The 18900-nt window shown below is 65.2% G+C and carries 16 protein-coding genes; 11 read left to right on the forward strand and 5 right to left on the reverse strand.

What is annotated here, in order from left to right; all coding sequences use genetic code 11:
• Positions 1–103: 103 nt before the first annotated feature.
• A complete protein-coding gene (locus ACZ41T_RS07045) occupies positions 104–355 on the reverse strand; it encodes a MoaD/ThiS family protein (protein WP_464923755.1) in 252 nt (83 codons plus the stop codon).
• 49 nt (positions 356–404) lie between these two features.
• Here ACZ41T_RS07045 and ACZ41T_RS07050 point away from each other — a divergent pair, with 49 nt between their 5' ends.
• The gene (locus ACZ41T_RS07050; protein WP_464923756.1) at positions 405–2633 is read left to right on the forward strand and encodes a UvrD-helicase domain-containing protein; all 2229 of its coding nucleotides are present in this window, start codon (positions 405–407) and stop codon (positions 2631–2633) included.
• Between the two features lie 9 nt (positions 2634–2642).
• Here ACZ41T_RS07050 and ACZ41T_RS07055 read toward each other — a convergent pair whose 3' ends face one another.
• Genes ACZ41T_RS07055 through ACZ41T_RS07065 form a run of 3 tightly spaced genes read right to left on the reverse strand, consistent with a single transcriptional unit; the run spans position 2643 to position 4558 of the window.
• Entirely contained in the window at positions 2643–3419 is a 777-nt protein-coding gene (locus tag ACZ41T_RS07055; protein ID WP_464923757.1) for a BPSS1780 family membrane protein, read from the reverse strand.
• A gap of 33 nt (positions 3420–3452) precedes the next feature.
• Entirely contained in the window at positions 3453–3776 is a 324-nt protein-coding gene (locus ACZ41T_RS07060) for a DUF2782 domain-containing protein (RefSeq protein ID WP_464923758.1), read from the reverse strand.
• A 53-nt stretch (positions 3777–3829) separates the two neighbouring features.
• Positions 3830–4558: an LOG family protein gene (locus ACZ41T_RS07065; protein ID WP_464923759.1), complete on the reverse strand. Its 729-nt coding sequence runs from the start codon at positions 4556–4558 to the stop codon at positions 3830–3832.
• Between the two features lie 13 nt (positions 4559–4571).
• Between ACZ41T_RS07065 and polA the strand changes: the two genes are divergently transcribed.
• Positions 4572–7361, forward strand: coding sequence for a DNA polymerase I (gene polA / locus ACZ41T_RS07070; protein WP_464923760.1), 2790 nt, complete (start codon positions 4572–4574; stop codon positions 7359–7361).
• A gap of 52 nt (positions 7362–7413) precedes the next feature.
• On the opposite strand, the gene mscL is transcribed toward polA, so the two are convergent.
• Positions 7414–7836, reverse strand: a complete 423-nt coding sequence (mscL, locus tag ACZ41T_RS07075) for a large conductance mechanosensitive channel protein MscL (protein WP_464923761.1) — start codon at positions 7834–7836, stop codon at positions 7414–7416.
• A gap of 121 nt (positions 7837–7957) precedes the next feature.
• Here mscL and dusB point away from each other — a divergent pair, with 121 nt between their 5' ends.
• The 9 genes from dusB (at position 7958) to ACZ41T_RS07120 (ending at position 18879) form a co-directional block, all read left to right on the forward strand.
• A complete protein-coding gene (gene dusB / locus ACZ41T_RS07080) occupies positions 7958–9010 on the forward strand; it encodes a tRNA dihydrouridine synthase DusB (protein ID WP_464923938.1) in 1053 nt (350 codons plus the stop codon).
• Between the two features lie 14 nt (positions 9011–9024).
• Positions 9025–9264, forward strand: coding sequence for a helix-turn-helix domain-containing protein (locus ACZ41T_RS07085; protein ID WP_464923762.1), 240 nt, complete (start codon positions 9025–9027; stop codon positions 9262–9264).
• Between the two features lie 8 nt (positions 9265–9272).
• On the forward strand, positions 9273–10847 hold the full coding sequence (purH, locus tag ACZ41T_RS07090) for a bifunctional phosphoribosylaminoimidazolecarboxamide formyltransferase/IMP cyclohydrolase (RefSeq protein ID WP_464923763.1): 1575 nt from the start codon (positions 9273–9275) through the stop codon (positions 10845–10847).
• Positions 10848–10981: 134 nt separating this feature from the next.
• Entirely contained in the window at positions 10982–12262 is a 1281-nt protein-coding gene (purD, locus tag ACZ41T_RS07095; RefSeq protein WP_464923764.1) for a phosphoribosylamine--glycine ligase, read from the forward strand.
• Positions 12263–12272: 10 nt separating this feature from the next.
• The gene (gene tsaC, locus ACZ41T_RS07100) at positions 12273–12821 is read left to right on the forward strand and encodes an L-threonylcarbamoyladenylate synthase type 1 TsaC (protein WP_464923765.1); all 549 of its coding nucleotides are present in this window, start codon (positions 12273–12275) and stop codon (positions 12819–12821) included.
• Positions 12821–13732, forward strand: coding sequence for an oxygen-dependent coproporphyrinogen oxidase (gene hemF / locus ACZ41T_RS07105; protein WP_464923766.1), 912 nt, complete (start codon positions 12821–12823; stop codon positions 13730–13732). Before tsaC ends, hemF begins: the two co-directional genes overlap by 1 nt.
• Before the next feature lie 3 nt (positions 13733–13735).
• A complete protein-coding gene (locus ACZ41T_RS07110; protein WP_464923767.1) occupies positions 13736–16939 on the forward strand; it encodes a transglycosylase domain-containing protein in 3204 nt (1067 codons plus the stop codon).
• Between the two features lie 63 nt (positions 16940–17002).
• Positions 17003–18217 carry a GAF domain-containing sensor histidine kinase gene (locus ACZ41T_RS07115; protein ID WP_464923768.1) on the forward strand — a complete coding sequence of 405 codons (1215 nt, stop codon included), beginning with the start codon at positions 17003–17005 and terminating at the stop codon, positions 18215–18217.
• Positions 18214–18879, forward strand: coding sequence for a response regulator (locus ACZ41T_RS07120; RefSeq protein WP_464923769.1), 666 nt, complete (start codon positions 18214–18216; stop codon positions 18877–18879). Before ACZ41T_RS07115 ends, ACZ41T_RS07120 begins: the two co-directional genes overlap by 4 nt.
• Positions 18880–18900: the final 21 nt, after the last annotated feature.

Raw genomic sequence — 18900 nt, forward strand, 5'->3', positions numbered from 1 at the left:
AACGACTTCAACCGCCGCGCACCGATCCGCCCGCGAAAGATCAACCGACTTCACCGACCAGGGCGATTTTCATCCAGGATGCAAAAGCGTGTCGCCCGCACGTTCAAACCACCGAAAACCCCACCAGCGCAATCTCGTCGCCGTCCTTGACCGGCGCGGATTTTTCGGCGAACTGCTTGTTGACGGTGATGTTGAGCTTGGGGTTGCCGAGCAGCATTTTTTTCCACATATCGCCGCGCCTGGACAGCACGAACAGCAGGCGCTCGATGTCGGTCACGTCGGGCGGCAGGGCGATCTCGTCGGAGGCCATGCCGAGGGTTTCGACCAGGTCGCCGAAAAACAGGATTTTCACCATGGTGGGGCCTTTATAATGTCTGATTGATTGCCCCCGATTTTACCCCCGTATGTCTGCCCATCTGCTGGAAAGCCTCAACCCCGAACAGCGCGCTGCCGTGACCTTGCCGCACGAATCCGCGCTGATTCTGGCGGGCGCCGGTTCGGGCAAGACGCGGGTGCTGACCACCCGCATGGTGTGGCTGATCCAGACCGGCCAGGTGTCGCCGCTGGGGGTGCTGGCGGTGACCTTCACCAACAAGGCGGCGAAGGAAATGATGACGCGCGTTGCGGCAATGCTGCCGATCAACACGCGCGGCATGTGGGTCGGCACTTTTCATGGCCTCGCCAACCGCCTGCTGCGCACGCATTACCGCGAGGCGGGGCTGCCGCAGTCGTTCCAGATTCTCGATTCGCAGGACCAGCTGTCGGCGCTCAAGCGGCTGATGAAGGCGATGAACGTCGACACCGAGAAGTACGAGCCGAAGAAGGTGCAGCGCTTCATCAACGGCAACAAGGAGGCCGGGCTGCGCGCGCGCGACGTCGAGGCGTTCGACGAATATTCGATGCGCATGACCGAGCTGTACGAGGCCTATGACGCGCAATGCCAGCGCGAGGGGGTGGCCGATTTCCCCGAACTGCTGCTGCGCGCCTATGAACTCTTGTATCGCAACGAGCCGCTGCGGCAGCATTACCAGGACCGCTTCCGCCACATCCTGGTCGACGAGTTCCAGGATACCAACACGTTGCAGTATCGCTGGCTGAAGCTGTTTGCCGGCCCGCGCACGGCGCTGTTCGCGGTGGGCGACGACGACCAGTCGATCTACGCCTTTCGCGGCGCCAACACCGCCAACATGGCCGAGTTCGAGCGCGAGTTCGCGCACGGCAACGTGATCAAGCTGGAGCAGAACTACCGCAGCTACGGCAACATCCTCACCGCCGCCAACACGCTGATCTCGCAGAACGCGCACCGCCTCGGCAAGAACCTGTGGACGGCGGAGGGCGACGGCGAGCCGATCCGCGTGTTCCACGCCTATTCCGACCAGGAGGAGGCGAGCTTCGTGGTCGACGAGGTGCGCGCGCTCAACCGCGAGGGCATGAACCTGTCCGACATGGCGCTGTTGTACCGCTCCAACGCGCAGTCGCGGGTGCTGGAACACGCGCTGTTTTCGGCCAGCGTGCCGTATCGGGTGTATGGCGGGCTGCGCTTCTTCGAGCGCCAGGAGGTCAAGCACGCGCTGGCCTACCTGCGCCTGTTGACCAACCCGGAAGACGACGGCGCGTTTTTGCGGGTGGTGAATTTCCCCACGCGCGGTATCGGCGCGCGCACCCTGGAACAGCTGGCCGACGGCGCTGCGCGCGCGGGCGCGAGCCTGTGGCAGGCAGCCTGCACCGGCGGCGGCAAGGTGGCCGGCTTCGCCAAATTGATCGAGGACATCAAGCAGGTCACCGCCGACCTGCCGCTTGCCGAGGCGATCGACCATGTGATCGAGGCCAGCGGTCTGGCGGATTACTACCGCGCCGACAAGGAAGGCGCCGACCGGCTGGAGAACCTCAACGAACTGGTCAACGCAGCCACGCTGTTTGCCGGGGAAGCCGAGGCGGCAACCTATGACGCCGCCGACGCTTCAGCGCCTGGCGGAGCGGAATCCATCGGGACGCTCGACGCCTTTCTCGCCCACGCCGCGCTGGAAGCGGGCGAGCACCAGGCCGGCGCCGGCCACGACGCGCTGCAACTGATGACGGTGCATGCCGCCAAGGGGCTGGAGTTTCACGCGGTGTTCATCACCGGGCTGGAGGAAGGGCTGTTCCCGCACGAGCAGAGTGCATACGACTCCACACGTGCTTCAGCACGTAGTGGATCGGAGTCCTTTAGGGCGAACGAGGAAAGCGGCCTGGAAGAGGAGCGGCGGCTGATGTACGTGGCGATCACTCGCGCCCGCCGCCGCCTGTATCTGTCGCACGCGCAGTCGCGCATGCTGCACGGACAGATCCGCTACAGCCTGCCGTCGCGCTTTCTGGGCGAACTGCCGGAGCAGGTGCTGCTCAACCTCAACCGCCGCAACGAGCCGGCCTATCCGTCTGGCGGCTACAGCGCGCCGGCAGCGACTCCGCGTGCCCCGCGGACGGGCAACGATACCGGCTACAAGGTGGGGCAGAGCGTGGTCCATGCCAAGTTCGGCACCGGCATCATCATCGATTTCGAGGGGCGCGGCAGCGATGCGCGGGTGCAGGTGAAATTCCGCGAGGTCGGGAGCAAGTGGCTGGCGCTGGCTTACGCCAAGCTGGCGCCGGCCTGAATCCACTTTTTAGAGGGATACCACGTTACTGGGAGGTCGCGCGCTGTCCTCCGCCCACACCGCGAATATCGCCTGATACGAGGCGTACAGCGAGCCGAACAGCACCGGCATCGCCACCAGCAGGCCAAGCAGCATCGGCACCAGCGCGGCGAGGAACAGCAGCAGGCCGAGCGCGATGCCGTTCACCGTCATCGCCGCCCAGTTTTTGGCGACGGCCTTCAAGCTCACGCCCAGCGCGGTGGCCGGACGGGCGCCACCGAACAGGATCAGCGCGGGGGCAAACCAGGTGGCCATGATCAGCGGAGTAAACAACACCAGCCCGGTGAGTACTGCCGGTATGGCCTGGTTCAGAAGCGCCTGCATTTCGGCCGGATCTTTTTGCGACTGTGCCGCCGTGATGACGGCCTGCGGATCGAAACCCATGCCAAGCATGATCTTGCCGATCAGCAAGGTGCCGAGCAATTGCACCGCGCCCACCGCCATCAACGGGATCGCGGGGCCCTGCACGCCGGCCAGAAAATTCGGCAGTTCGAGTTCATTGCCGCCGTCGAGCGTACGATACGCCGCCAGGAAACCGGCCACCATCAGCGGCGAAGCCAGTTCCGACAACGCACCTCCCACCATGGGAATCAGGCCGAGCGCCATCACCACGCCGAACAGCATGGCGAAGGCGGCGGACAGCAGCAGGGGAGTCTTGCGATACAGGCGAAAGCCTGCGGCCACCCACTGGAAACCCTGGCTGGCCGCGACCTTGCGCGGGATGTCTTGATTGGATGCGGAAGTCATGCGGCAGATTTTACCCGACGCGCAAGCAAAGATTCAGAACTCCTTGATCACCCACATCGGCGGCCGCATGCCGGAATCGAGGCTGTCCTGACGCGCAAACTGGCCGTCACCGCGCTGATCGATCAGGTAATACGGCTTGCCGTACTTGGGGATGACTTTCAGCATGTAGAGCTTGCCGTTGGCGCGGTATTCGACGATGCGTCCCGCGCTGCTCGGCTTGATCGTCACCGGCGGGGCATCATCGGGGCCCGGTGCGCCATCGGGGACCGGCTGCAGGTCGGGCGGACGGTCGGACGGCGAGGCGGCAACGGCGAGGCCGCTCAGCAGCAGGGTCAACAGCAAAACATAGGTACGCATGACAGTCTCCAGGAAAAAACTAATGACATGTGGATCACAGGCATTCGGGCACGCTACAGATTGAACTGGATTTCGCGCTCGGCGGGCGACGGCATGAAGCCGCGTTTCTCATAATGGCCAAAGATGGCATCGACAACCTCTTCGGGTTTGTCGATGATACGCATGAGGTTGATGTCATCGGGCGAAATCATGCCGTCATCCACCATCCGGGTCTTCACCCAGTCGGCCAGTCCCGCCCAGTAGGCCGAGCCGACCAGGATGATGGGAATGGGCGCGATTTTGCCGGTCTGCACCAGGGTAAGCGCCTCGAACAGCTCGTCCAGCGTACCGAAGCCGCCGGGCATGACGACATAGGCGGCGGCGAACTTGACGAACATGACCTTGCGCGCAAAAAAGTGCCGGAAGGTCTGGCTGATGTCCTGATACGTATTGGCGCTCTGCTCGTGCGGCAGCTGGATGTTGAGGCCGACGCTGGGCGACTTGCCGAAATACGCGCCCTTGTTGGCGGCTTCCATGATGCCGGGGCCGCCGCCGGAAATGACCGAGAACCCCGCGTCGGACAGCTTGCGTGCGATTTCCTCGGTGAGCATGTAGTTCGCATGGTTGAGCGGCGTGCGTGCGCTGCCGAAGATCGAGACGGCCGGGCGAATCGACGCCAGCCGTTCGGTCGCCTCGACGAACTCTGCCATAATCCCCAGCATCCGCCACGACTCGCGCGCCGAATAGTTGATCTCGGCGGTGCGCTGCGGGTCGGCGGCGGCAGGCAATTTATCAAAGTGCATTTTCGAGCGCCTCGTGAACGAATCTAGTGTAAATCAAGCTGGAAAAATCCTGCTGCTGGTGGACGGTTCGTCCTACCTGTATCGCGCGTTTCATGCGCTGCCCGATTTTCGCAACCAGGCGGACGAACCGACCAATGCGATCAAGGGCGTGCTGTCCATGCTCCACAAACTGCGGCGCGACCATGCTGCCGATTATATCGCCTGTGTGTTCGACGCGAAGGGCAAGACCTTCCGCGACGACCTTTATCCCGGCTACAAGGCCCACCGTCCCGCGATGCCGGACGATCTGCGCCGCCAGATCGAACCGCTGCACGCGCTGATCCGTGCCGAGGGCTGGCCGCTCGTCATCATCGACGGGGTCGAGGCCGACGACGTCATCGGCACCCTGGTGCAGCATGCCGCGCAACGGGGGATCCACAGCATCGTCTCCACCGGCGACAAGGACATGGCGCAACTGGTCAACGACCGGGTGACGCTGGTCAACACCATGAGCGAGGAGACGCTCGACGCGGCCGGCGTGGCCGCCAAGTTCGGCGTGCCGCCGGAACGCATCGTCGATTACCTGACGCTGATCGGCGACACCGTCGACAACGTGCCCGGCGTCGCCAAGGTCGGCCCCAAGACCGCCGTCAAGTGGCTGACCGAATACGGCACCCTCGACGAGCTGCTGGCGCACGCCGACGAGATCAAGGGTGTGGTCGGCGACAACCTGCGCGCCGCCCGCGACTGGCTGCCGCAGGCGCGCGCGCTGCTTACCATCAAGATGGATGTGGCGCTGCCCTTCGATTTCGACGACCTGGTGCTGAAGCCGCGCGATATCGATGCGTTGCGGGCGTTTTTCGAGCGCTACGAGTTCCGCGCCTGGCTGCGCGAGCTCGATAGCGCCGGCGCCCCGGCAGCCCAAAAGGACGCCCCCCCATCCCGCGCCAGGATCGCGCAAGACGGAACGGAATCGGATGCGCCGGTCTTGCCGGAACAGGACGGCAGCGGCGACCATCGCGCCCACTACGAAACGATCCTCAGCGAGGCCGCGCTCGACGCCTGGATCGCCAGACTGGACGCGGCGCCGGCGTTCGCGCTCGACACCGAAACCACCGGCCTCAACCCGATGCAGGCCGAACTGGTCGGGATCTCGTTCGCCATCGCCCACGGCAAAGCGGCCTACCTGCCGCTGGCGCATCATTACACCGGCGCGCCGGCGCAGCTGGACCGCGCCGCTGCGCTGGCGAAATTAAAGCCACTGCTGGAAAATCCGGCACCCAGAATCGTCGGCCAGCACCTCAAATACGACCGCCACATCTTTGCCAACCACGGCATCGCGCTCGGTGGCGTGGTCGACGACACCCTGCTGCAGTCCTACGTACTCGAAGCCCATCTGTCGCACGAGCTCGGCAACCTGGCAACGCGCCACCTGGGGCTGGCGACGATCAGCTACGACGACGTCACTGGCAAGGGCGCGTCGCGCATCGGCTTCGAGCAGGTCGACATCGAGCGCGCCAGCGAATATGCGGCGGAAGACGCCGACGTCACGCTGCGCGTGCGCGATGCGCTGGCGCCGCAGCTCGCCGCCTCCGACAAGCTGAGCTTCGTTTATCGCAACATCGAACTGCCGGTGGCGGAGATCCTGTTCCGCATGGAGCGCGCCGGCGTGCTGCTCGATCGGAATTTGCTGGCGGTGCAAAGCGGCGAGCTCGGCAGGAAAATGCTGGAACTGGAACAGCGCGCCTATCAGGAGGCCGGGCAGCCGTTCAATCTCGGCTCGCCCAAGCAGATCGGCGACATCCTGTTCACGCAAAAAGGCCTGCCGGTGGTCAGAAAAACCCCCGGCGGCGCGCCGTCCACCGACGAGGAGACGCTGGCGCTGCTGGCACTCGATCACCCCATCGCACGGGCGATCCTCGACTACCGCGGGATGGCCAAGCTGAAATCGACCTACACCGACAAGCTGCCGCAGATGGTCCACCCGGTCACCGGGCGCCTGCACACCAGTTATTCGCAGGCGACTGCCGTCACCGGACGGCTGTCGAGCGCCGAACCCAACCTGCAGAACATTCCCGCTCGCACCGCCGAGGGCCGCCGCATCCGCGAGGCCTTCATCGCACCGCCGGGGCACATGCTGGTGTCGGCCGACTATTCGCAGATCGAGCTGCGCATCATGGCGCACCTGTCGGACGATCCCGGCCTTTTAAAGGCGTTTGCCGAGGACCGCGATATCCACACCGCCACCGCTGCCGAGGTGTTCGGCGTGCCGCTGGACGAGGTGAGCAGCGATCAGCGGCGCATGGCCAAGGTGATCAACTTCGGCCTGATTTACGGCATGTCGGCCTTCGGCCTGGCGGCGCAGCTCAACCTGGAGCGCGCCGCCGCGCAGGCCTACATCGACCGCTACTTCGCGCGCTACCCCGGGGTGGCCGACTACATGCAGCGTACGCGCGAGGCCGCCCGCAGCCAGGGCTACGTCGAGACCGTGTTCGGCCGCCGCCTGACCCTGCCCGAAATCAACGCCAAAAACGGCCAGCGCCGCCAGGGCGCCGAGCGCGCCGCCATCAACGCGCCGATGCAGGGCACCGCCGCCGACCTCATCAAGCTGGCGATGATCGCGGTGCAGGGCTGGCTCGATGGCGAAAAGCTGGCCAGCCGCCTGCTGCTGCAGGTGCATGACGAATTGATCCTCGAAGTGCCCGAGCACGAACTTGACCGCGTGCGTACCGAACTGCCTGGGCACATGTGCAATGTTGCCGCGCTCAAGGTGCCGTTGCGCGTTGGCGTGGGGGTAGGCAACAACTGGGAAACGGCGCACTGAGCTGGCGCCGAATTTACAGGCTGCCGATTGCCATTTTGCAACACGCAGCGCCCTACTTTTTCAGGCTGTTCCGGATTTCACGCAGCAGCACGATATCTTCCGGCGTGGCCGCGGGCGCTGTCGGCGGGGCTTCCTTTTTCAGCCGGTTGAGCTGCTTGACGATGATGAAGACGATGAACGCCAGAATGATGAAATTGATCAGGATGGTGATGAAATTGCCGTAGGCGAACACCGGCATGTTGGCTTCCCTCAAGCCATCCAGCGTCATCGCCGCGCCTTCCGGCACGGCCCCGAGAACGACGAACAGACTGGAAAAGTCGAAGCCACCGAATACCGCGCCGATAATCGGCATGATCAGGTCCTTGACGATGGAGTCGACAATCTTGCCGAAGGCCGCGCCGATGATGACTCCGACCGCCAGGTCCATGGCATTGCCCTTGACCGCGAACGCCTTGAATTCCGACACGATACTCATGCTTCCTCCCTTGATTTATCGATGGCAGTTCAATTTATAGAGGACAGCCACTCTGGCGCGGGCAGCAGTAATTTCGGCCGGCTTGGTGGGGGCCCTCGAGGAGGGTAAAATGCCATCCCTTATGCGCATCGGCAACCACCTCCTTAAGAACCGCCTGATCGTCGCCCCCATGGCCGGGGTGACCGACCGGCCTTTCCGCCAGCTTTGCAAGCGGCTGGGCGCGGGCATGGCGGTGTCCGAGATGGTGACGTCGAACTCGCTGCTGTACGGCTCGGCCAAAACGGCGCGGCGCGCCAACCACGAAGGCGAAGTCAACCCGATCAGCGTGCAGATCGCCGGCGCCGACCCGGCCATGATGGCCGAAGCCGCGCGCCACAACGTTGACCGCGGCGCGCAGATCATCGATATCAACATGGGCTGCCCGGCGAAGAAGGTGTGCAACGTAATGGCCGGCTCCGCGCTGCTGCAGGACGAGGCGCTGGTCGGGCGCATCCTCGACGCGGTGGTCACCGCGGTGCCCGAAGTGCCGGTGACGCTGAAGATCCGCACCGGATGGGACCGCGAGCACCGCAATGCGCTCAACATCCTGAAGATCGCCGAGAACGCCGGCGTGCAGGCGCTGGCGATGCACGGCCGCACCCGCGCCTGCGGCTACACCGGCGAGGCCGAATACGACACCATCCGCGCGGTCAAGGCGCAAGCCAGAATCCCCGTCATCGCCAACGGCGACATCACCACCCCGGAAAAAGCCCAGTACGTCCTTGAATACACCGGCGCCGACGCCGTGATGATCGGCCGCGCCGCACAGGGCCGCCCATGGATCTTCCGCGAGATCGCGCATTTCCTTGCCACCGGCGTTCACCTGCCGCAGCCCGAAGTGGCCGAAATCCACGCCATCCTGCTCGAACACATCCACGACCTATACTTGTTTTATGGCGACGTTACCGGCGTGCGCGTGGCACGCAAGCACGTCTCCTGGTACACCCGCGGACTGGTGGGCAGCAGCGCTTTCCGCCACGCCATGAACCGGCTTGACTCGGCGGTCGAGCAGCTTGCCGTCGTCAACGAATACTTTACCCAGGCGACGCGTGCCGACAGCCGCCTGTGCTACGCGATCGGCCACGACAACAATAACGCGCAAGACATGCTGCCGGCATCGCGGCTCGCAGCATAAAGGGGAGCTTCAAAATGATCGAAGAAAACGAGATTGCCGCCTGCATGCGGCGGTCGCTCAATCGCTATTTCAAGGATCTCGACGGCGAAACGCCGAGCGAGATCTACAGCATGGTGGTAAGCGCGATTGAAAAACCGCTGCTGGCCTACATCCTCGACCGCGCCGAAGGCAACCAGACCCGCGCGGCCGACATGCTCGGCATCAACCGCAACACCCTGCGCAAGAAAATGCGCGAACACGGCCTCTCCGACTGAAACCCATCATGACCCTCGCCCCCCCGAAAATACAGCGCGCCCTCCTCTCCGTGTCGGATAAAACCGGCCTTGTCGATTTCGCCCGCGCGCTCGCCGATGCCGGCGTCGAACTGCTGTCCACCGGCGGCACCGCCAAGGCCTTGCGCGACGCCAGCCTGCCGGTGATCGACGTCAGCGAGTACACCGGCTTTCCGGAAATGCTCGACGGCCGCGTCAAGACCCTGCATCCCAAGGTGCATGCCGGCATCCTGGCGCGGCGCGACCTGGCGGATCACGTCGCCACCATGGCTGCGCACGACATGGGCTACATCGACATGGTGTGCGTCAACCTGTATCCCTTCGTCGCCACGGTGTCGAAGCCGCACACGCTGGACGACGCCATCGAGAATATCGACATCGGCGGCCCGGCGATGGTGCGCTCGTCGGCCAAGAACTACCGCCATGTCGCCATCGTCACCGACCCCGCCGACTACCCTCTGCTTACGGCCGAGATGCAGGCCCATGGCGGCGCGCTGACCGACGCCACCCGCTTCAATCTGGCGAAGAAGGCCTTCACCCACACCGCGCAGTACGACGGCCACATCAGCAACTACCTCACCGCGCTGAACGAAGCCGGCGAGCGCGAAGCTTTCGGCGAGCAGCTGACGCTGCAGTTCTCCCGCGCGCAGACCTGCCGCTACGGCGAGAATCCGCACCAGGCCGGCGCCTTCTACGTCGAGGCCAATGCGCCTGCCGGCACCATTGCCACGGCGCGCCAGATCCAGGGCAAGGAACTCTCCTACAACAACATCGCCGACACCGACGCCGCGCTCGAATGCGTGAAACTGTTCGACGCCGCGCCCGCCTGCGTCATCGTCAAGCACGCCAACCCGTGCGGCGTCGCCTACGGCGCCAGCCTGCTGGACGCCTACAACCGCGCCTACCAGACCGATCCGGAATCGGCCTTTGGCGGCATCATTGCCTTCAACGGCCGGCTGGATGGCGCAACCGCCGCCGCCATCGTCGAGCGCCAGTTCGTCGAGGTCATCATCGCGCCCGAAGTGAGCCCCGAGGCCTCTGCCGCCGTCGCTGCGAAGAAGAACGTGCGCCTGCTCGAATGCGGAAAATGGAGTGGCGCAGCGGCCCAGCTCGACATGAAGCGCGTGGCCGGCGGCCTCTTGGTGCAGGACGCCGACGTGCTGCTGCACGGCGAGCTGAAGACCGTCACCGCCCGCGCACCGACACCGCAGGAAATGGACGACCTCCTGTTCGCCTGGCGTGTCGCCAAGTTCGTCAAGTCCAACGCCATCGTCTACGCGAAAGACCGCATGACCGTCGGCGTTGGCGCCGGACAAATGAGCCGTATCAACTCCGCGCGCATCGCCGCGATCAAGGCCGAGCACGCCGGCCTGCCGGTGCCCGGCTCGGTGATGGCGAGCGATGCCTTCTTCCCCTTCCGCGACGGCATCGACCAGGCCGCAGCCGCCGGCATCAAGGCGGTGATCCAGCCCGGCGGTTCGATGCGCGACGACGAAGTCATCGCCGCCGCCAACGAGCACGGGATCGCAATGGTGTTTACCGGCACGCGGCATTTCAGGCACTGACCAAAATGAGTGAAGGGTTAAGGGGGAAGGGAGAAGGGTCGGCCAGCACGTAGCTGGCCCTCCCTACCCTTCCCCCTTCTACCCTTCCCCCCCTTCCCCCTTCTGCCCTTCCCCCTTTACTCGCTTTATAAAACATGAAAATCCTCGTTATCGGCTCCGGCGGACGCGAACACGCTCTGGCGTGGAAGCTTGCGCAATCCCCCCGCGTCTCGCAGGTTTTTGTCGCGCCCGGCAACGGCGGTACGGCGACCGAGGACGGGCTCGTCAACGTGCCGTTGACGGAGATTGCCTCGCTGGTCGAATTCGTCCGCCGCGATCCGGACATTGCGCTCACCGTGGTCGGCCCCGAAGCGCCGCTGGCGGCCGGCGTGGTCGACGCCTTCCGCGCCGCCGGGCTGAAGATTTTCGGCCCGACCCAGGCCGCCGCCCAGCTCGAAAGCTCGAAGGATTTCGCCAAGCAGTTCATGGCGCGCCACGGCATTCCCACCGCGGCCTTCGGTACCTTCACCGATGCCGCTGCGGCGCACGCCTACATCGACGCTCACGGCGCGCCCATCGTGGTGAAAGCCGACGGGCTGGCCGCGGGCAAGGGCGTGGTCGTCGCGGCGAGCGCGGATGAGGCGCACGCCGCAGTCGACGCCATGCTCGCCGGCAACAGCATGGGCGACGCCGGCCACCGGGTGGTGATCGAGGAATGCCTCATCGGCGAGGAAGCCAGCTTCATCGTCATGGTCGACGGCGAGCACGTGCTGGCGCTGGCCTCCAGCCAGGACCACAAGCGCCTGGGCGACGGCGACCAGGGCCCCAACACCGGCGGCATGGGCGCCTATTCGCCAGCGCCGGTGGTCACCCCCGAACTGCACGCGCGCATCATGCGCGAGGTCATCCACCCCTGCGTCGAAGGCATGGCGGCCGACGGCATCCGCTATACCGGCTTTCTGTACGCCGGCATCATGGTCGGAGCGGACGGCGCGCCCAGGGTGCTCGAATTCAACTGCCGCATGGGCGACCCCGAAACCCAGCCGATCATGATGCGGCTGAAGTCCGACCTGGCGACCTTGCTGGAAGCCGCCGTCAACGGCAGGCTCGGCCAGGTCGAGGCCGAATGGGACCGCCGCACCGCGCTCGCGGTGGTGCTGGCTGCAGCCGGCTATCCCGACATGCCGCAAAAAGGTGTCGTCATCAGCGCGCTGCCGGCAGCGGCCGACGACCTGCATGTATTCCACGCCGGCACCGCCACGCAGGATGGCCAGACCGTGGTGAGCGGCGGCCGCGTGCTGGCGGTGACCGCACTCGGCGACAGCGTGCGCATGGCGCAAAAACGCGCCTACGAAGCGGTGGCGGCCATCCACTTCGACGGCATGCAATACCGTCGCGACATCGGCTGGCGCGCGCTGGATCGCAGCAAGAAGTGAGGCGTAAGAGGTGAAGGACGATGCGGCGGACCTACGGGCCTGGCTGCGGCGTGGCGGCATCATCGCCTACCCGACCGAATCCTGCTATGGTCTCGGCTGCGACCCGCGCAACCCGCGCGCATTGCAACGGCTCGTCCGGCTCAAGGGCCGCAGCGCCGCCAAGGGCATGCTGCTGATCGCCGACCGTTTCAAGCGACTGAAGCCTTTTGTTCGCCCTTTGCATGCGGCCGACCTGGCGCGGATGCAGGACAGCTGGCCCGGCCCCGTCACCTGGGTGGCGCCGGCCTCAAATACCTGCCCGCCGCTGCTCACCGGTGGGCGTCACACCATCGCGGTGCGTGTCACCGCCCATCCGGTTGCGGCGCAACTCTGCCGCAGCCTCGGCATGGCGCTGGTTTCCACCAGCGCCAACAAAAGCGGCAAAAAACCCGCCAAAACCGCAGCGGAATGCCGCAGAATATTCGGTGCGCGGGTGCGCGTGATCGCCGGCCGCATCGGCCGCCGCCGCCGCCCGTCCACCCTGATCGACCTTGCCACCGGAAACATCCTTCGCCCCTGATGCCTGCCAACACTTTCGATACCGCCATTGTCAGAACCTGGCTGCTCGACCTGCAGGTGCGCATCGTCGCCGCGCTGGAAACTGCCGACGGCCTGCCTTTCCGCACCGATGCCTGGGAGCGTCCCGAAGGTGGCGGCGGCCTTTCGCGCCTCATCGAAGAAGGCAATGTACTGGAGCGCGGCGGGGTAAATTTCTCGCACGTGCCGGGCAGCCGGCTGCCGCCGTCGGCCAGCGCGCACCGCCCCGAGCTCGCCGGCCGCCGCTGGGAGGCGATGGGGGTGTCGCTGGTGCTGCACCCGCGCAACCCCTACGCGCCAACGGTGCACATGAACATACGCTGCTTCGTCGCGATGAAGGATGGCGAGGCGCCGGTGTGGTGGTTCGGCGGCGGTATGGATCTCACGCCCTGCTACGGCTTCGAGGACGACGCGCGGCATTTCCACGCCGCCTGCAAAAACGCGCTCGATCCCTTCGGCGCCGGGCTGCATCCGCGCTTCAAGCGCGGCTGCGACAGCTACTTTTTCCTCAAGCACCGCAACGAGCCGCGCGGCATCGGCGGCGTGTTCTTCGACGACTTCGCCGAAGGCGGCTTCGATCACGCGTTTGCCGTGACCCGAAGCGTGGGCGATGCGTTCCTGGGCGCCTACCTGCCGATCCTGGCGCGCCGCAAGGACACGCCCTACGGCGAGCGCGAACGCGATTTCCAGGCCTACCGGCGCGGACGCTACGTCGAATTCAACCTGGTATTCGACCGCGGCACCCTGTTCGGCCTGCAGTCGGGCGGGCGCACCGAATCGATCCTGATGTCGCTGCCGCCGATCGTAAAATGGCGCTACGACTGGCACCCCGAACCCGGTACGCCGGAGGCGCGGCTATATAGCGACTTTCTTACCGCGCGCGAGTGGGTCTGAATCATGCGTAAAGTCCCACATCGCATCCTCATCGGCCTTGGCGTCCTGCTGCTGATCACCGGGCTGGTCGGGCTCATTACCTGGGAGCTGCTGTCGTCCGCACTGGAAGCGAAATATCTTGTTCAAACCGCGCAGAAAATGACCTGGCAAATCCGGCCGGGGCCATCCGACCGCATCCGCTACCCCGGTCAGGGGCCGTACGACGTGCGCCTCGGTTACAGCAAGCTGCCGGATTATCTGGCACGGCTTGACCAGGCCGGTTGGCAGATCGACCAGCAGGCCAGGGTCAGTGTCCGGATGGCGCGGGCTGCCGACCTAGGCCTGTTCCTGCCCTATCACGAAAAGGACCAGGCTGGCCTCAGCCTGGTCGACAGCGACGGCAAGCCGCTGTATCAGGCGAAATACCCGACGCGGAGTTATCGCCGCTTCGAGGACATTCCGGATGTTCTGGTGAACGCGCTGCTCTACATCGAGAACCGCGAGCTGCTGGCCGAGCAGTACCCCACCCGCAACCCGGCGGTGGAATGGGACCGCCTGGCGCAGGCCCTGCTCGAAAAGGGCATCAGCCTGGTCGACAGCAATCGCAACGTGCCGGGCGGCAGCACCCTGCCGACACAGATCGAAAAATACCGCCATTCCCCCGAAGGCATGACCGCCGGCATGGGCGAAAAGCTGCGGCAGATGGGTACGGCCAGCCTGCGCGCCTACCTGAATGGTCCCAATACCCTTGAAATGCGGCGCGAAACCGTGACCGCCTATATCAACACCGTACCGCTGGCGGCGGCGCCGCGCTATGGCGAAATCAACGGCATCGGCGACGGCCTGTGGGCGTGGTACGGCCTCGACTTCGCCGAGGTCAACCGCATCCTGGCAAAATCCCCGCGCGGCAAGGACGCTGCCTATGCCAGCATGCTGAAGCACGCGCTGTCGCTGATCGTCGCCCAGCGCCGCCCCTCGTACTACCTCGCCGCCAATCGCAAGGCACTGGATGCGCTAACCGACGACCACCTCGATCTGCTGGCCAACGCCGGCGTGATTCCGCGCGCGCTGGCCGATCAGGCCAAGCAGGTCGAGTTGCGCACGACCCGCCAGCGCGTCGACCCGCCGCCGCCGCATTTTGTCGAGCATAAAGCCGCCAATGCGCAGCGCATTCGCGTCGCCGCACTGCTGGGCGAACCGCGCCTGTATGACCTCGACCGTCTCGATCTACGGGTCGACACCACCATCGACCAGCCGGCGCAGAAAATCGTCAGCACCTATCTGCAAAGCCTGGCCAAACCCGAGGCTGCCGCCGCCTCGGGCCTGATCGGACGTCGTTTGCTGCAGCCCGGCAACCCGCTGGCCAGTGTGATCTACAGCTTCACCCTCTACGAAAAAACGCCGTCCGGTAATCTGCTGCGCATCCAGGCCGACAATCTCAACCAGCCGTTCGACATCAACAGCCAGGCACGCCTGGACCTCGGCTCCACCGCCAAGCTGCGAACCCTCGTCACCTATCTGGAAATCATCGCGCGGCTGCATGCCGAATACCGGCTGCTCGACGCCAAAGCGCTCGGGCAGAAGGCCCAGCCGCAGCGCGACGTGCTCGCGCAGTGGGTGGCCGTCACCCTGCTGAACCGGCCCGGCATCAAGCTGGGCGATCTGCTCGACGCTGCAATGAGCCGTCAGTATTCCGCCGCGCCGGAAACCTTCTTCACCGGCGGCGGCCTGCACAACTTCGTCAACTTCGACGTCAAGGACAACGGCCGCACGATGAACGTGTGGGAGGCCACCCGCAATTCGGTCAACCTGGTGTACATCCGCATCATGCGCGACATCGTCCGCCATTACGTCAGCAGCACCCCGGGGGCGGTGGCGCGCATCATGGACGACGCCGGCAATCCGCTGCGCGAGACCTACCTTGCCCGCTTCGTCGACCAGGAAGGCCGCGTCTTCACCCACCGCTTCTACCAGCGCCACAAGACCCTCAGCGCCGCGCAGATGGCCGACAATCTCTATAGCCGAATCGGCCTCAACCCGCGCCGCTTTGCCGCGGTGTTCCGCTATCTGGAGCCGCGGGCCGATTTCGATGCCTTTGCCGCCGCCCTGCATGAGCAGGTTCCCGCCAGCCGCGACCTCGGCAGAAAAACGCTCGAGTCGCTGTACCGGACCCATGCGCCGGACGCCTTCAGTCTGACCGACCGCGGCTACATCGCGCAGATCCATCCGCTCGAGTTGTGGGTGGTGAAAACCCTGCGCGGCGCACCGGAAACCGATCTCAAGACCCTCTACGAATCCGGCGTCGGGATGCGCCTTGAGGTCTACGAATGGCTGTTCAAGACCAGCCGCAAAAATGCGCAGGACATCCGCATCCAGTCGCTTCTGGAGGTTGAGGCCTTCGACCGCCTGCTGACCGACTGGAAGCGCCTCGGCTACCCGTTCGACACCGTCACGCCATCCTACGCCACCGCGATCGGCAGTTCCGGCGACCGTCCCGCGGCGCTGGCCGAACTGATGGGTATCCTGGTCAACGACGGCGTGCGCACGCCGATGGCGAGCCTCAGCGGCCTGCACTTCGCCGCCAACACCCCCTACGACACGCGGCTATCGCCCAAACCGCCCAAGGGCGAACGCCTGATGCCCGCCGTGGTCGCGCAGACGGTGCGCCGTGCGCTGGCCCAAGTGGTCGAATCCGGAACGGCCGTCCGGCTGGCCGGCGTACTCAAGGACCCGGCCGGCCAGCCGCTCACCCTTGGCGGCAAGACCGGCACCGGCGACCACCGCTTCGAACGCTACGGCAAGACCGGGCAACTGCTTGAATCGCGCGTGGTCAGCCGTACTGCCACTTTCGTGTTTTATCTGGGCGACCGCCACTTCGGCACGCTGACCGCACTGGTTCAGGGTGAGCAGGCCGGGCAGTTCGGCTTCACCAGTTCGCTCACCGCGCAAATCCTGAAAACCCTGTTGCCACAGCTGAAGCCGTATCTGAATCTGCAGCCGGCGGCGGCGCCCAGGGTTACTGATGTGGCGGCCGAGCCCCTGCCCGCCATTGTTGCGCCACCCAGGCCACCAGCGCCGGCAGCGGAAAAACCCGACGGCTCGACCAGCCAGGCCGACCCTCCGGTCAAGCAACCGGCACCGGCCCAGGGCGGCTTCCCCGAGGATCTTGAACCTAGCGTGGTGCTGCCGGTCCCACTTATGCCCGAACCGGTCCTGCCGACACCGTGACGCCCGGCAGGAGATTGCGTACAAATCGGATATGCTGAAGGACTGATCCCTTATCGCCGCGCCATGAATGACATCCACCCCTTGATCCGGCACACCCTCGCCGAGGCCGACAATGACAGCATCCCGGCGTTGCGGGTGCTATCGGAAATCACCACCAGCCTCTCCTCCGACGCCAATGTCGAGCAGTTGCTGGGGCGTTTCCTGTCGACCATGATCCGCCTGGCTGGCGCGCAGGCGGGTGCGGTGCGCGTCATCACCGACGACCGTACCCACCTGCGGCTGATCGGCTCGGTGGGGCTGCCGCCCGACCTGGTCGAGCACGAAAGCATCGTCAGCGTCGATTGCGGCGTGTGCGGCAAGGCCGCACGCGAGGTGACGGTAAGCAGCTGGAGCAACGTGGCCTACTGCAAGCGCCAGGCCAACGACGCCTATTTCAGCGACACCTGCAACACCGTGGTGGCGGTGCCGCTGATGCACAAGAACCAGGTCATGGGGGTCTACAACCTGTTCATGGGGGAAGGCAAGGCCGTTCCCGAGGATGTGCGCCTTTTGTTCCGCTCGATCAGCGAGCACCTCGGTATCGCGCTGGAAAATGCGCGGCTGACCCGCGAAAACATGCGCATCTCGCTGATGAACGAACGCCAGATGCTGGCCAACCAGATCCACGATTCGCTGGCGCAGACGCTGGCCTACGCCAAGATGCGGCTCACCGTTTTGAGTGACGCGATGCGCCACGAGGACTACCCCAAGGCCAACCGTTTCCTCGGCGACGTCGAGGAAGCCGTCGACCTCGCCTACGCCGATCTGCGCGACCTCATCACCCAGTACCGCGACCGCATCAACCCGCGCGGGCTGGTGCCGGCGATCCAGGAACTCGCCAAGAGCTTCCGCAAGAAGGCCAATGCCGACGTCGACTTCCTCAACCTGGTGCAGGAGGTGTCGCTCACCCCCGACGAGGAAATCCAGGTCTTTCACATCATCCAGGAATCGCTCTACAACATCGCCAAACACGCCCGCGCGCGCCACGTCGTCATCACCTTCGACCTCGAAAACGGCCGGTACATCGTCAACGTCGCCGACGACGGCGTCGGCGTGCAGAAAAAGAATGACGAATCGTCCACCATGGGCAAGAGCTTCGGCCTCACCATCATGCGCGAGCGCGCCGCCCGGCTGAACGGCAAGCTCAGCGTGGAGTCCCGTCCCGCCGGCGGCACCGTCATCCGCCTCGTCTTCCCCCAGCGCGCCGCATCCCACCCACACAGCGAGCACACCGCATGAGCCTCACTCGCATCATCCTCGTCGACGATCACACCCTGTTCCGCAAGGGGCTGGCCGAACTGCTCGAACAGAGCGGCAGCATCGAGGTCACCGCCTTCACCGGCCAGCCCGACAAAGTCGAGATGCTGCTACGGGCGCATCGCCCCGACGTCCTGATCCTCGACCTCAACATTCCCGGCACCGACGGCATCACCCTGATGCAGCAGCTGCGTACCGACGGTTTCGAGCTGCCGGTGCTGATCCTCACCCTCTCCGAAGCCGAGGACGACCTCGCCCGTGCCCTGCGCGCCGGCGCCAACGGCTATCTGTTGAAGAGCATGGAACCCGACGAAGTGGTCGACGCCATCCTGCGCGCCCAGCGCGGCGAAACCGTCGTCGCCCCCGCCATGACCGCCAAGCTCGTCAATCTGTACGACCAGAAGGGCCAGGACTCGACGTCCCTGCTCGACGCGCTGACCCCGCGCGAATGCGAAATCCTCTCCCATCTGTCGCGCGGCGAGAGCAACAAGGCAATTGCCCGCAACCTGGACATCAGCCACGACACCGTCAAACTGCACGTGCGCCATATTCTTGCCAAGCTGAATATGTCGTCGCGGGTGGAAGCGGCCGTCTTTGCGGTGGAACACCGGGTGGCGCCGGGCGGGCGGGGTGAGGGGCGCTAACGCGGGAAATCGCCGGATGCG

It is taken from the genome of Thiobacillus thiophilus (assembly GCF_055378705.1).